Source organism: Serratia sp. GW822-FHT06E05 (genome assembly GCF_058799445.1).
The window spans coordinates 404836-419399 of sequence record NZ_JBXALM010000003.1 but is presented as its reverse complement, the minus strand read 5'-3'; the positions used below and the strand labels follow the sequence as shown (position 1 = coordinate 419399).

Sequence of the window (14564 nt, the reverse complement as noted above, 5' to 3'; positions counted from 1 at the left end):
TATTCCCTTGTTAATTCGAGGTGTTTGTTTTATGTAAAGATCTATGACCCATCATAGTTGACATTTCAATTTGCTACAAATATATCCACATGAAACATTTAAATTTAACCGTTTGAATGGTAATCGTTTTTTTCAATCGGCATACAGATGTTAATTTTTAAGATAATGCCTATGTTAGGATGCGTAGATAATTACAGTGGTATTTATGGGGAATAATTATGGCAAAAACCTCCCGCTCAGTGATGGTGGCCAAAGGGCTACAACGGGTGCTGAACGTTGGGCTGTTGTTGTTGGCAGCAATCCTGATCGTTTTTTTGGTGAAAGAAACCATTCATTTGGCGAAAGTTTTGTTTGTAAATAACGAGGAGTCTACGTCCTATCTCTTGATTGAAGGGATTGTGATTTACTTTCTCTATTTTGAGTTTATCGCGTTGATTGTTAAATATTTTGAGTCTGGCTATCACTTTCCGCTGCGCTACTTTATTTATATCGGCATCACCGCAATTATCCGATTGATCATTGTGGATCATGAAAACCCAATCGATACGCTAATTTATTCCGCCGCGATATTGTTACTGGTAGTGACGCTCTACCTGGCCAATACCGACCGCTTAAAACGGGAATAGCAGAAATAAAAATGGCGGCCCGATAGGGCCGCCGAAGACACAGGTATTGATCGGAAATAACTGAAGTACATCAAGCGCAGTAGGGCCCCACCCGTGAGTGAAGCCCGAGAAAACCTAACCTTTCACCCCACCAGCCGTCAGGCCTCCTACCAGCCAGCGCTGCGCCAGCAAGAATACGGCGGTAATCGGGATTGCCGACAGCACCGCCGCAGCGGCAAAGTCGCCCCACAGATAGTTTTGTGGATTCAGGTATTGCTGCATGCCCACTGCCAACGTGTAGCTGTTAACGTCACGCAGCAACAGCGAGGCGACCGGCACTTCGGTGATGGCCGCGATAAACGACAGAATAAACACTACCGCCAGGATCGGTACCGACAGCGGCAACAGCACCAGGCGGAACGCCTGCCAAGGGCTGGCACCGTCCAATGCCGCCGCCTCCTCCAGCGAGTTATCGATGGTTTCGAAATAGCCTTTGATCGTCCAGACGTGCAGTGCGATCCCGCCCATGTAAGCGAAGATCACGCCGCCGTGGGTGTTCAGGCCGATAAACGGAATGTATTGGCCCAGACGATCGAACAAGGCGTACAACGCCACCAGCGACAGCACCGCCGGGAACATCTGGAAAATCAGCATGCTTTTCAGCAGCGTGCTCTTGCCGCGAAAATGCATGCGGGCAAAGGCGTAGGCGCAGGTGGTGGACAGCGTGACGATGCCGATCGCCGTGATCACCGCGATCTTGATTGAGTTCCACAGCCACAGCAGCACCGGGAACGGCGGCGGGGTAACGCTGCCGTCGGCGTGGGTCACGCTCATGCCGAGCGCCAGCCGCCAGTGATCCCAGGAAATCTGTTCCGGTATCAGGCTGCCGGTGGCGAAGTTGCCGGAACGCAGCGAGATGGTCACCACCATCAGCAGCGGGAACATGATCAGGGCGATAAAGCACAGCATCAGAATATGGGTCATCCACAGGCGCAGGCGCTGGGACTTGGGTTGGACCATGGCCATTATTTTTCTCCCTAGTCGAAGTTCATCTTGCTGGCTTTCAGATTCAGGATCGCCAGAGCGCCTACCAGCAGGAAGATCAGCGTGGCAATGGCGGCTGCCAGTCCGAAGTCCTGCCCGCCGCCGCCCTCGAAGGCGATGCGGTAGGTATAGCTGACCAGCAGGTCGGTATAACCGGCCGGCGTGGTGGTGCCAATCATGTCAGGCCCGCCGTTGGTCAGCAGCTGAATCAAGACAAAGTTATTAAAGTTGAAGGCGAAGCTGGCGATCATCAGCGGCGTCAGCGGTTTGATCAGCAGCGGCAGCGTGATGCGGAAGAAGTTCTGCATCGGGGTGGCGCCGTCCATTGCCGAGGCCTCGTACAAATCGTCGGGTATTGCCTTCAGCAGCCCCATGCACAGGATCATCATGTAGGGATAACCCAACCAGGTGTTGACGATCAAAATCATGCTTTTGGCGGTGATAGGGTCGCTGAACCAGGCCGGTTTGATGCCAAACAGATGGCTAAGCATCATGTTGATTTCACCGAAGCTTTGGTTGAACAACCCTTTGAAAATCAGTATCGAAATAAACGACGGTACCGCGTAGGGCAGTATCAGCATCACGCGATAAACCGCTTTGCCTTTCAGCGCTTCCCACTGCACCACGCAGGCCAGCACCATACCCACCGCCACGGTGAGGATCACGGTCATGACCGAGAACACGATGGTCCAGATAAAAATCGACACGAACGGCTTCTTGATGCCTTCGTCCTGCAGTACGCGCAGGAAGTTTTTCCATCCGATGGTGACGGTATAGCCTGGGCTCAGGGTCTCTTTGGCCCAGTTGCCCTCGGCATTCACCGCCTGATAGAAGCCTATGTCCGGGTTCGGCCGGTATTGAGTATGGGTCTGTTGGTCGGTCAGCGTATTGCTGTCCTTGTCCAGCACGTAGAGCGGGGTGGTGCCGGAGAATTGGCGCAGGGAACTCATGCGCAGCTCGCCGCCGTCCGGAAGTAATGCCACCAGTTGGCTCAGCGCCTGACGATTTTGCGTGATCACTCGCAGCGTGGCGCGTTCGCCGGCCGGTTCTGCGCTTTCCTCCGTCAGTTTCAGCGTTTGCGGTGCACTGGCGTCAAAGCTGAACGGTTCGGAAATCAGTTTTTGGTCACTGTCAGGGTGGGTTAACTGCAGGCGCCAACGTTGATTTTCTGCCGGATACAGCCCGAAGGTGAAGGTTTTTCCGGTTTGGAACTGACGCTGCATCAGCACCGACTGAGCGCGTTCAAAGGTGAGCTGGTTGGTGCTGCTGTAGTTGGTAAAGGCGATGGCGATGGTGCAAATCAGCGGAAACAGGACAAACAGCCCCATGCCAGCGATGCCCGGATAAACGTAGCGCCAGGCGTAAGCCCGGCGATTGGCGAAGACGTAAAGCCCGGCGCTGACCAGTATCAGCGTCAGAATGGCAAACAGGTATTCACCCTGTGCATACATCAACACAATCAGATAGCAGGTAACCAGGCTGAACAGGCCGATGACCAGCCATTTCAGTACGTCACTCTGCCACCACTTCGACTTTTTGCGCGCAGGCGACCCGGCGTGAGCTAATTGCATAGGGCGTTCCTTTCTGTGAAGCCACAGCGGGGCGCTGATCCGCACCCCGCACAACGTTGTGTGTTACTTGGTGATACGGGTCTGCACATCATCCAACGCGGCTTTCACCGTCTGGCGGCCGCTGACGGCGTTGATTACCGCGCTGCGCTCGGCGTACCAGAAGGCGCTCATCTGCGGGATATTAGGCATAATTTCGCCGTTTTGTGAGTTTTCCATGGTGGCGGCGATTTTCGGATCCTTCGCCAGTTGCTCCTGGTAGGACTTCAGGGCCACCGCACCGAGCGGTTTGTCCTTGTTGACGTCGGCCAGGCCTTCGTTGGTCAACAGATAGTTTTCCAGGAATTCGGTAGCCAGCTCTTTGTTCGGGCTGGCGGCGTTGATCCCGGCGGTCAGCACGCCAACGAAAGGTTTGGACGGCTTGCCTTTAAAGGTCGGCAGCAGGGTTACGCCGTAGTTGATTTTGCTTTGCTCGATGTTTGACCAGGCCCACGGACCGTTGATGGTCATGGCGGTTTGGCCCTTATTGAAGGCGGCTTCGGCAATGGAGTAATCGGTATCGGCGTTGATCTGCTTGTTTTTCACCAGATCGACGATGAACTGCAGACCGGCCTGCGAACCGGCGTTGGCGACGCCAACGTCCTTGATGTTGTATTTGCCATTTTCATACTTGAAGGCATAACCGCCATCGGCGGCGATAATCGGCCAGGTGAAGTAGGGTTCTTGCAGGTTCCACATGATGGCGCTTTTGCCTTTGGCGCGCAGTTCTTTGTCCAGCGCCGGGATCTCTTCCCAGGTTTTTGGCGCCTGTTTGATCAGGTCTTTGTTGTAAATCAGCGACAGCGCTTCCACGGCGATCGGGTAGCCGATCAGCTTGCCGTCGTAGCGCACTGCGTCCCAGGTGAACGGGAACAGCTTGTCCTGGAAGGCTTTGGAAGGATGGATTTCCGCCAGCAGGCCGGACTGCGCGTAGCCGCCAAAGCGGTCATGGGCCCAGAAGATGATGTCCGGGCCGTCGCCGGTGGCGGCAACCTGCGGGTATTTCTCTTCCAGCTTGTCCGGATGTTCGATGGTCACTTTGATGCCAGTGTCTTTCTCAAACTTTTTGCCGACCTCGGCCAGGCCGTTATAGCCTTTATCGCCGTTGATCCAGATAACCAGTTTCCCTTCCTCGATCTTGGCGAAGGCGGAAGAGGAAAGCACCAGGGTGGTCAGAGCCGAAAGCACCAGTGTGCGGGCGGTGGTAAAGCTGCGAGTCATAATCCAATCCTTCTTTTTTGTGGGCACGTAAGTCAAGGAGAGAGGTTTCGCGGTAATAGTGGGTCACAAAGCGACACATTCTCATCCTCCCCCCCTCTACGCCCCACGCCTGCGTAGTGTGATCCAGTTAACATTGCTCCCTATTCTGTGGTGTCAGACACAAAATAGGGGGACGATTTTTGCCAGGCAGATCACAGATTTGTCTTAAGCGTGGAACTTCTCGTCCCCGCGGTCGTTCTCTCATCCTCCCATCTCCTCCCCCATGAAAAATCCTGTTACGGATGATTACCCTTTGTGGGGTTTACCGCACTATCGGCCACATTGATTTTATCGCCACGTGCAGCAGGGAACCGGATTTATGTCGCCAATGCCTACCGTTACTCAGCCAACCCTGTACCGGATCCACCCGGTCAGTTTCCGTGATGGAAACGGGGATGGCGTGGGTGATGCTCACGGCATGATTGCGGCGCTGCCCTACCTGAACCAGCTGTCGATAGACGGCCTGGTCCTGCCGCAGCCATTGGCGGAGCAAGAGGGGGCGGCGGTCGCCGCGCAGGGTCTGGCGCTGTGGTATTGCGACGGGCCGCATCACATTCGTCGCGCCGCCGCGTCGCAGCAGTACCTTCGTAGCCCATTGGCGCTGGAGGTCGTGCCCTTCAGCGTAGAGAAACTGATTGAGGTGTTGAATGCTCGCCGCGCCACTCTGGCAGACAGCCTGTGGAGCACCGGTGATGCGGATCAGCCGCGAGTCGTTAGCCATTGGGGCCAGGGTAATCTGCGTTCGGCTGATGCCTTTTTGACGCTGCTGGCGATGTTGCCTGCGCCCATCTGCCTGTATCAGGGCGAAGAATTGGGTCTGCCACACGCCGCCGGCCTGCAGGATCCGCTGGGTGCGCAAACGCCGATGCCCTGGCATGAAGCGCCGGAACAGGTGACCAACGGTGAGATCCACTGGTACCAACAGGTGGCCATCGAACATCGCGCGCTGGCCATCAGCCGCCAGCAGCAGGACAACCAATCCACCTTGCGTTACTGCCAATCTCTGTTGGCGCTGCGCCGCTTGCCGGTGATCCAGCAGGGCAAACTGAGCGTGGCCAGCCAGCATAACGGCGTGGTTCGTTTACTTATTACCCATCAGGATCAATGCCTTGAAGCGCTGATTAACCTGCAGCCTTATACTCAGGCGGCCGCGCCGTCTGAGGCGACCTTGCCACTGGCATGGCAGCACGGTGCGCAGCAAGAGGGTCATCAATGGGTTTTGGCGGGTTTTGCGTCCGCCATTTTTACACGAAATGTTAACTGCGAAAGCAGGGGAGTAACGCATGGCTAGCGTCACATTGCGCAGCGTTTATAAGGCCTTCGGCGAAGCTGTGATTTCCAAAGACGTCAATCTGACGATAGATGACGGTGAGTTTGTGGTGTTTGTCGGGCCGTCGGGCTGCGGCAAATCGACACTGCTGCGCATGATTGCCGGGCTGGAGGACATCACCTCTGGCGACCTGATGATCGGCGATAAACGCATGAATGAGGTGCCGCCTTCCGAGCGCGGCATTGGCATGGTGTTTCAGTCCTATGCGCTGTATCCGCACCTGTCGGTGGCCGACAACATGTCGTTCGGCCTGAAGCTGGCCGGTGCCAAGAAAGCGGAAATCAGCCAGCGGGTCAATCAGGTGTCGGAAGTGCTGCAACTGGCTCACCTGCTCGACAGGCGGCCAAAAGCGCTGTCCGGCGGGCAGCGTCAGCGGGTGGCGATCGGCCGTACGCTGGTGGCGGAACCGGACGTGTTCTTGCTCGACGAGCCGTTGTCGAACCTCGACGCCGCGCTGCGGGTGCAGATGCGCATTGAGATTTCGCGTCTGCACAAGCGCCTGCAGCGCACCATGATTTACGTGACGCACGATCAGGTGGAAGCGATGACGCTGGCCGACAAGATCGTGGTGTTGGACGCCGGGCGTGTCGCCCAGGTCGGCAAGCCGCTGGAGCTGTATCACTATCCGGCCAACCGCTTTGTCGCCGGCTTTATCGGCTCGCCGAAAATGAACTTCCTGCCGGTCAAAGTGACCGCCGCAGAGCCGCAACAGGTCCAGGTCGAGCTGCCTAACCGCCAGTTGGTGTGGTTGCCGGTGGAAGGCTCCGACGTTCAGCCCGGTACCAACATGTCTCTGGGCATTCGCCCGGAGCATCTGCTGCCCAGTGATGCCTCTGAAGTACTGCTTACGGGTGACGTACAGGTGGTGGAGCAACTCGGTAACGAGACGCAAATCCACATCCAAATCCCGGCAATTCGTCAAAACCTGGTTTACCGCCAGAACGACGTGGTGCTGGTAGAAGAAGGTGCAACATTCGCCATAGGCTTGCCGCCTCACCGTTGCCATCTGTTCCGTGAGGACGGTACGGCATGTAAACGGCTGCACCAGGAGCCGGGCGTTTAAAGCATCACAGTCTGTATAACAGGAGAATAATGATGACTACTCTGCGCAAACTTCCTCTGGCACTGGCAATCGCCGCTGGTGTGCTTACCACTCAGGCGATGGCCGTTGATTTTAAAGGCTACGCCCGTTCCGGCATCGGCTGGACCGGCAGTGGTGGCGAGCAACAGTGCTTCCAGGCTACCGGTGCCGGCAGCAAGTACCGTCTCGGCAACGAATGCGAGACCTACGCCGAGCTGAAACTGGGACAGGAAGTGTGGAAAGAAGGCGATAAAAGCTTCTACTTCGATACCAACCTGGCTTATTCCGTTTCACAACGTTCCGACTGGGAAGACGTGACGCCAGGCTTCCGTGAAGTGAATGTGCAGGGTAAAAACCTGATTGAATGGTTGCCGGGTGCCAACATGTGGGCCGGTAAGCGTTTCTATCAGCGTCATGATGTTCACATGATTGACTTCTACTACTGGGATATCTCCGGTCCGGGCGCCGGTCTGGAAAATATCGATCTGGGCTTCGGCAAGTTGTCTGCTGCCGTGACCCGCAACTCAGAATCCGGCGGCTCTTACGGTTACCTGGATAACGAGTGGGATCAACGTCCTACCGTCAACGACACCTTCGACGTGCGTTTGGCCGGCCTGGAGCTGAACCCGGGCGGTACCCTGGAGTTGGGTGTGGACTACGGTCGCGCCAATACTCAGGACGGATACCATTTAGCTGACGGCGCCAGCAAAGACGGCTGGATGTTCACCGCGGAACATACCCAGAGCATCCTGACCGGCTACAACAAGTTTGTGGTGCAGTACGCCACCGACTCCATGACTTCGCAGAACAACGGCCGCAACCAGGGCTCAACCATCGACAACAACGGCAAGATGATCCGCGTGCTGGACCATGGTGCCATCGACTTCAACGATCAATGGGCGCTGATGTACGTCGGTATGTTCCAGGATGTCGATCGTGACAACAATAACGGCACCACCTGGTACACCGTGGGCGTGCGTCCAATGTACAAATGGACGCCAATCATGAGCACCCTGCTGGAAGCCGGTTACGACAACGTGAAATCCCAGCGCACTGGCGATCGCAACGGTCAGTACAAAGTGACCCTGGCGCAACAGTGGCAAGCGGGCAACAGCATCTGGTCACGTCCGGCTATCCGCGTATTCGCGACCTACGCCAAGTGGGATGAGAAGTGGGGCTACGCCAATAACGACTCCGGCGCCGGTTACAACTCGGGCACCGCGTACAACGACACCAGCTTACATACCTTCAGCCGCGGCAATGACGACGAAGTCACCTTCGGCGCCCAGATGGAAATCTGGTGGTAATGAGATAACGGGGAGGGCCAGGTGCTCTCCCCAGCCTGTATTCGCCGGCGTCGTCTCTCTTGCCTGAGCCGCGCCGGATATCATGGGGTATAACAATGAAAAAGAATCTGCTGTCACTTTGCCTGTCACTGGCTCTGACCCTTGGCGCACCGCTGGTGGCCAATGCCGATACGCCGGCCAATGTTTCCATCGCGCCGGCCATTAGCGCCAGCACGCTACAAAGCCTGCCGTGGCAACCGCTGATGCCGCCGGTCAGCCAGGACATCAAACTGGATAATGTCAGCCCGCAAATCAACCAGGGTGACATTCAGGGGGCTATCGCCGCTTATACGCTGCCAGCCGATCGCGGTTCGCTGGAAGTCACGCTGAGCAGCATCAGCAAGAACAACTCACTTTATGCGCCGAGCGTGTTGGTGCTGGATGAGCACCTGCGCCCTGCGGCCTATTACCCGAGCAGCTACTTCCCGTATCAACCACCGGGTGCGATGTCATCCGATCGGCTGGAGGGCACGCTGAAACTGACCCCGGCGCTGGGTCAGAAACAAATTTATCTGCTGGTGTACACCACCCGTCAGGATCTGGCGAAAACCACGCAACTGACCAACCCGGCCAAGGCTTATGCGCAGGGCGTGGGCAACGCGGTGCCGGATATTCCGGATCCGATCGCCCGGCATAGCACCAGCGGCATTATCAAACTGAAGGTCACGGCAGAGCAGGGCAGCGGCAATATCATGATCGGCATGCTGCAGCCGGCACCGGCGGCGACACCAGTGGTGGTGGGATCAACGGCCGCCGTCGCAGCAGCACCGGCTCCGGCGTCGACTCAACCGGCGGAACCCATGTTGAATGACACCGAAGCTTACTTTAACAACGGCATCAAACAGGCGGTGAAGGCGGGCGATATCGATAAAGCGCTGAAACTGATGAATGAGGCTGAAAAACTGGGTTCCACCACAGCACGTGAAACCTTTATTGGTAGCGTGAAAGGCAAGGGGTAGTACCCGACGCTGTCGATGCTGGCTCGATGATTGGTGCGCCCCGGCGCACCTTTTTTCATCCGCGGGCCAGGGTGGTGCCGATCAACGCCAGCAGGCGGGCATTATCCACCTGCTGCATCACCCGCAACGGCTTGCCTTCGGGCTCCGGCATGCCGACCGTCAGACGCAGGCCTCCGGGACGCCAGCGTCGAGAACTGCCGCGCGTCATAGCGCCTTCCAGTGCGACATCCACATAATATTCCTCCGTGGTCACCAACTGTGGCTCAAGCAACCAGGCAATCACCAGCGCATCGTGGATCCAGCAACCCGGCAGATGGCGGGTATGGCGGGAATAGTCGATCCAGGGTTGAGTGGTGGTTCGCAGATAGCGACACAGCGGCGTGTCCGGTTGGGTCATCTGCGCCAGGCTTTCCTGAGTCAACATGGTTTGCGTAGTAACGTCCAGTGGGGCGAGCGTAATATTGGCACCGCTGGTCAGCACCAGCCGTGCGGCTTCCGGATCCAGACCAAAATTGGTGTCCTTGATGTAGCCTTCCAGGTTGAAGACTCCGCCCATGATAACAATTTCCTTCACCTCCTGTGCCATCTGCGGGTACAGCTGCAGAGCATGGGCGACGTTGGTCAGGGGGCCGATTGCCGCCAGGGTGATCTCGCCGGGGTTATTGCAAATCAGCTCGCCGATCGCCACGGCGGCGTTCGGCGTTGGCGTGGTTGCGGCCTGTGGGTAAGGCGTATTGCGCCACAGTGCCGCCAGATCCGGATCGGCAATCGCGCGGTCGAGGTGGGCGCGCCAGGGTTCTGGCGGTTCGCTCAGCGCGCGCGCCGCGCCGACGGCAATCGGCACCTGATAGCCGGTTTGTTGCAGCAAATGTTGTGCCACGGCAAAGCCAACGTCACGTGGCGTATTGCCCGCAACAATGCTGATCAACTCCAGTGAGAGTCGCGGGCGGGCCGCCAGTGCCAATGCCAGCGCCAGCCCGTCATCGACGTTGGCGCCGGGAATGCCGTTGCCGGGATCGCAATCAATAATCAAACGCATAGCGGTTACCTGAATCAATAAACTAACAGCCGCACGATCGGCGGATATGCAGTTGGAAAGCGAATTCGTGCAGCTCTGGCTGTGCAGCACCGGCAGCCAGCATGGCGATGGCTCGCTTGGCCATGGCGTCAATCGGTTGTTCGACCGCACTGAGCGGTGGCACGCTGAACTCGGACTGCTGGGTGCCGTTAAAACAAATGATAGCCAGATCGTCCGGCACGCGAAGCCGGTGTTCTGCCAGTGCCGACAGGCAACCGAGCGCCTGTTGTTCGTTAGAAGTGAATATGGCCCGCGGCCGCGGGGCTTGCAGCATTTTCTGGCTGGCCTGATAGCCCCCCTGACGGGTATAGGGCGCTTCGAATATCCACTCTTCGCGTGGCGCAATGCCCGCTTCCTTCAGTGCATCACGCCAGCCGTTAAGGCGGTCCTGCGCGTTGAGCATGGTCAAGGGGCCCACAAAAATGCCGATGTCCTGATAGCCGTGCTGCAACAGATGACGAGTTGCCTGACAGGCCGCATCACGCTCGTCGACGCGAATGGCGCAGACGCCGGCATGGCTGTCTATGGTGTCAATCATTACGCATGGCGTGCCGGATGCGCGGATCAGATCGAACCAGGGATGGCGATCGACGCTGGTGTACAGCAGCCCGTCAACCTGACGGCGCAGCAGATGATTAATCAGGTCGTGCTCGCGCTGGCGGTCGTCACCGGCGTCACCCAACAGCAGTACCCGACCGTGGCTGAAAGCCTCTCGCTGCAACGCCTGGGCCAGGGTGGCAAAAAAAGGGTTGGAGATATCGGGTACCACCAACCCGTAGGTCAGGGTGTTGCCTGAAGCCAGTGCCCGGGCGATATCGTTTGGTCGGTAACCGGTTTTTTCAATAGCCTCCAGCACCCGCAGACGGGTGGCTTCCGCCACCGGGCGCGGTCCGTTGTTGATCACGTAGCTGACGACCGCAACCGAGGTGCCCGCTACGCGGGCGACGTCGGCACGGGTAATGCGTCGCGCGGATTGATTATCCAAGTTGGGTTCCTGTGCGCCCTGATTACGCCGCGTCCTGCGGCAGGTTTAGATCGCGGCCGCGGGTTTCCGGTGCAAAGAAGGTGGTGATTAAGCCAATGGCCGCCATTACAACAAAATAGCAGGCGACAGGCCACCAGTGACCGAAGCCGGACAGCAACGCGGTGGCGATCAGCGGAGCGGTACCGCCGGAAAGGATCGACCCCAGCTCCTTGGCGAACGCCATTTTTGAATAGCGATTTTTGACGCCGAACAGTTCCACGCCATAGGCCGCCTGCACCCCAAAAATGCCGAGTGACGCAATGCACATGCCGACCACAATCACTGAAATGACGGTTGCCGGTTCGCGGCTGTCGAGCAGCCAGAACGCCGGGAAGGCATACAACACCAGCAACAGACAGAACCAGCGGTAAGTGATACGACGGCCGAAGCGATCGGAAAGCCAACCGGCCAGGGGGATCACCAGGAAACCGCACAGTGAGGCGATCATCACCGCCAGCGCGGGCACCGATTTGTCCACCATCAGCACCTTGGCGACGTAACCGACGATAAAGCCCTGACACAGATAGGAGGGGCCATTCTCGCCAATGCGCAGGCCAAGCATGATCCAAAAAGCTTTGGTGCGCTGCAAATAACTGCGGTTATCCGGCTCGGTGGGGGTATTTTCCAGCATCCGCTGGCGGTTTTGCTGCAGCTCGCGTTCAAACACCGGCGTTTCGCGTACGTGGCGGCGCAGGTACAGTGCTCCTGCGGCGATCAGGATGCTGGCAAGGAACGGAATACGCCAGCCCCAGGCGATAAGATCCGCTTTGTCCAACTGCAACACTAACAACCACACCAGCGACGCCAGCAGGGTGCCGCTGTTGGAACCGATGGCGATGATCGAAGCGACCAGACCGCGTCGTTTTGCCGGTGCGTATTCTGCCAGCATCACCGCGCCGCCGGAGAGCTCCGCTCCGGCACCGAAACCTTGCGCAAAACGCAGGGTCACCAGACAGACAGGCGCCCAAACGCCAATTTGTGCGTAGGAGGGGATTAGCCCGATCAGCGTGGTAGAAACGCCCATCAACGCGACCGTGGTGAGCAGTACCACGCGGCGGCCTTTGCGATCGCCAATCCAGCCGAATACCAACGCACCGATTGGACGGGCGACAAAGCCGACGGAGTAAGTGGCAAAGCTGGCCAACAGCGCCACTATCGGTGTGGCTTCGGGAAAGAACACGTCGCCGAACACCATGCCGGCCGCCAGGCCATACAGTGCGAAATCGACATATTCCATCGCGGTGCCGAGCCAGCAGGAAAAAGTGGCACGCCAGAATTGGCCGCGCCCTTCTTTGGTGGCCAGGCGTTCGTCGGCCGCCAGCGTATCGCCGGCGGCCTGTTGGTGTGCAAGCGTTGTTTCGCTCATGGCATTGATATCCTCTTTTCGTCATGCGCCATAAATGGCGCCGTTAAAGATGGTTTCCCTGGTGTCGGCAAGAAGGTTTGCTGACAAAGTGTTGGACTGATGGCGATTCAACGCTGCGGCACAAGAGTATCTACGCGCGTAGATAAAACAATGTGGCAGAGGCGAAAGTTTGCAGGCGATCACAGAATCCCCATCGCTCCGGTGGACGAAGGTAAAGAAAACAGATGGCAGAAAGATGACATTGCGTTGCTTTTTGGGGCGTTATTTTGCTGCGCGCCACGCCACGAATCAGCCTGCCGCTTTTGAATTTCTGCGTTACAATGGTCGACTGTTAACAGTTTGTCTGGTCTGGCGCGGCCGCAGGGCGCGGCGTCAGGCATGGAGTAGAGCAATGTCTGGCAATAAGGATTCCATCCTGCCGCCGTTGGAGTGGTTATCCGCGCAACAATCTCCGCCACCCGCCGCCGTCAGTGATTGGCTGATGGAATTAGGATCCATGACCCGCCGCTTTGAACGTCACTGCGGGCGCGTGCACGTTGAGCCGCAGCGCGAGTGTTTTATCACCCGCGATCAACTGGGCGAAGAAGCCGACCATCTTCCTGACAGCCCACGATACTGGCTGCGTGAAATCGTGCTGTTGGGCGACAACCAGCCCTGGCTGCTGGGGCGTACGGTGATCCCGCAGGAAACTCTGACCGGCCCGGATTTGGCGCTGGTGGATTTGGGCACATTGCCGTTGGGGCGCTATCTTTTTAGCAGCGACGAGTTAACTCGCGATTACATCCATATCGGTCGGCAAGATGCGCTGTGGGCACGCCGTTCCCGCCTGCGACTGGCGGGTAAACCGCTGTTGCTGACCGAACTGTTTCTACCGGCTTCGCCGCTGTACGCCGCGGGCAGTACTGACCCCGAATGATGAGGAGAGGAAATACCTTGGAGGGAAGCGTGATTCAAAGTAAATGGCAGGCTTATAGCCATCTGATGCGCATCGATAAACCTATTGGCACCTTGCTGTTGCTGTGGCCGACGCTGTGGGCGCTGTGGCTGGCGGGGAAGGGCGTGCCGTCGCTGTCTATCCTGCTGGTGTTTGTGGTCGGGGTTTTCCTGATGCGTGCCGCCGGCTGTGTGGTGAATGATTACGCCGATCGCGCCGTTGATGGCCATGTGAAGCGTACCGCCGGACGCCCAATGCCCAGCGGCCGGGTGAGCGAAAAAGAGGCCAAGATCCTGTTTGTGGTGCTGGTGCTGATTTCGTTCGCGCTGGTGCTGACGCTGAATGCGATGACCATCTGGCTGTCTCTGGCGGCGTTGGCGCTGGCATGGGCCTATCCGTTTATGAAGCGGGTCACTCATTTGCCGCAGTTCGTATTGGGCGCCGCGTTTGGTTGGGGCATTCCAATGGCCTACGCCGCCGTCAGCGAATCGCTGCCGCTGAGCTGCTGGCTGCTGCTGCTGGCCAACATCTGCTGGACGGTGGCTTACGATACGCTGTATGCCATGGTCGATCGCGACGATGATCTGAAGATTGGTGTGAAATCCACCGCCATTTTGTTCGGCCGCTATGACAAACTGATCGTCGGCCTGCTGCAGTTCGCCACCTTGCTGCTGATGCTGTGGGTGGGCTATCTGGCGCAGTTGAGCGGCGCGTTTTATTGGTCGCTGTTGCTGGCGGGAGCCCTGTTTATCCATCAGCAAAAACAAATTGCCGGTCGTGAACGGGATGCCTGTTTCAAAGCGTTCCTGGATAACAACTACGTCGGGCTGGTACTGTTTATCGGTATTGCGCTGAGTTACTGGCAAAGTTGACCGCGTTCGGACAGTAAAAAAGGCACCCTGGGGTGCCTTTTTGTTTTCTTTAGCAACG

At 57.5% G+C, this 14564-nt stretch carries 13 protein-coding genes; 7 read left to right on the top strand and 6 right to left on the bottom strand.

Translation table 11 applies throughout. The features are described from left to right. Positions 1–218: 218 nt before the first annotated feature. Entirely contained in the window at positions 219–626 is a 408-nt protein-coding gene (gene psiE / locus AC1RKC_RS11940) for a phosphate-starvation-inducible protein PsiE (RefSeq protein WP_020837183.1), read from the top strand. A 114-nt stretch (positions 627–740) separates the two neighbouring features. Here the strand turns inward: psiE and malG are convergent, their stop codons facing one another. The 3 genes from malG to malE all read right to left on the bottom strand — a co-directional run bounded on the left by malG (position 741) and on the right by malE (position 4477). Next, on the bottom strand, positions 741–1631 hold the full coding sequence (gene malG, locus AC1RKC_RS11935) for a maltose ABC transporter permease MalG (protein ID WP_493092492.1): 891 nt from the start codon (positions 1629–1631) through the stop codon (positions 741–743). Between the two features lie 11 nt (positions 1632–1642). Beyond that, positions 1643–3220, bottom strand: coding sequence for a maltose ABC transporter permease MalF (malF, locus tag AC1RKC_RS11930; RefSeq protein WP_493092491.1), 1578 nt, complete (start codon positions 3218–3220; stop codon positions 1643–1645). A gap of 63 nt (positions 3221–3283) precedes the next feature. Then, positions 3284–4477, bottom strand: coding sequence for a maltose/maltodextrin ABC transporter substrate-binding protein MalE (gene malE, locus AC1RKC_RS11925; protein ID WP_020837180.1), 1194 nt, complete (start codon positions 4475–4477; stop codon positions 3284–3286). A gap of 358 nt (positions 4478–4835) precedes the next feature. Between malE and AC1RKC_RS11920 the strand changes: the two genes are divergently transcribed. The 4 genes from AC1RKC_RS11920 to malM all read left to right on the top strand — a co-directional run bounded on the left by AC1RKC_RS11920 (position 4836) and on the right by malM (position 9232). Continuing rightward, positions 4836–5807: an alpha-amylase family glycosyl hydrolase gene (locus tag AC1RKC_RS11920; protein ID WP_116691096.1), complete on the top strand. Its 972-nt coding sequence runs from the start codon at positions 4836–4838 to the stop codon at positions 5805–5807. Continuing rightward, on the top strand, positions 5800–6909 hold the full coding sequence (malK, locus tag AC1RKC_RS11915) for a maltose/maltodextrin ABC transporter ATP-binding protein MalK (RefSeq protein WP_122080342.1): 1110 nt from the start codon (positions 5800–5802) through the stop codon (positions 6907–6909). Before AC1RKC_RS11920 ends, malK begins: the two co-directional genes overlap by 8 nt. A gap of 32 nt (positions 6910–6941) precedes the next feature. Beyond that, positions 6942–8234, top strand: coding sequence for a maltoporin (locus tag AC1RKC_RS11910; protein WP_020837177.1), 1293 nt, complete (start codon positions 6942–6944; stop codon positions 8232–8234). 95 nt (positions 8235–8329) lie between these two features. Further along, a complete protein-coding gene (gene malM, locus AC1RKC_RS11905) occupies positions 8330–9232 on the top strand; it encodes a maltose operon protein MalM (protein WP_401527412.1) in 903 nt (300 codons plus the stop codon). 55 nt (positions 9233–9287) lie between these two features. On the opposite strand, the gene AC1RKC_RS11900 is transcribed toward malM, so the two are convergent. From AC1RKC_RS11900 to AC1RKC_RS11890, 3 genes are read right to left on the bottom strand one after another with little or no spacing between them, the layout of a single operon-like run. Then, positions 9288–10271 (bottom strand): nucleoside hydrolase, encoded by a 984-nt coding sequence (locus tag AC1RKC_RS11900; RefSeq protein ID WP_493092490.1) that lies wholly within the window; start codon positions 10269–10271, stop codon positions 9288–9290. Between the two features lie 22 nt (positions 10272–10293). Beyond that, the gene (locus AC1RKC_RS11895) at positions 10294–11295 is read right to left on the bottom strand and encodes a LacI family DNA-binding transcriptional regulator (protein ID WP_122080339.1); all 1002 of its coding nucleotides are present in this window, start codon (positions 11293–11295) and stop codon (positions 10294–10296) included. A 22-nt stretch (positions 11296–11317) separates the two neighbouring features. Next, the gene (locus AC1RKC_RS11890; protein WP_493092489.1) at positions 11318–12700 is read right to left on the bottom strand and encodes an MFS transporter; all 1383 of its coding nucleotides are present in this window, start codon (positions 12698–12700) and stop codon (positions 11318–11320) included. Positions 12701–13091: 391 nt separating this feature from the next. Here AC1RKC_RS11890 and ubiC point away from each other — a divergent pair, with 391 nt between their 5' ends. Next, a complete protein-coding gene (gene ubiC / locus AC1RKC_RS11885; RefSeq protein WP_020837172.1) occupies positions 13092–13616 on the top strand; it encodes a chorismate lyase in 525 nt (174 codons plus the stop codon). Further along, positions 13613–14506, top strand: coding sequence for a 4-hydroxybenzoate octaprenyltransferase (gene ubiA, locus AC1RKC_RS11880; RefSeq protein ID WP_041415038.1), 894 nt, complete (start codon positions 13613–13615; stop codon positions 14504–14506). Before ubiC ends, ubiA begins: the two co-directional genes overlap by 4 nt. Positions 14507–14564: the final 58 nt, after the last annotated feature.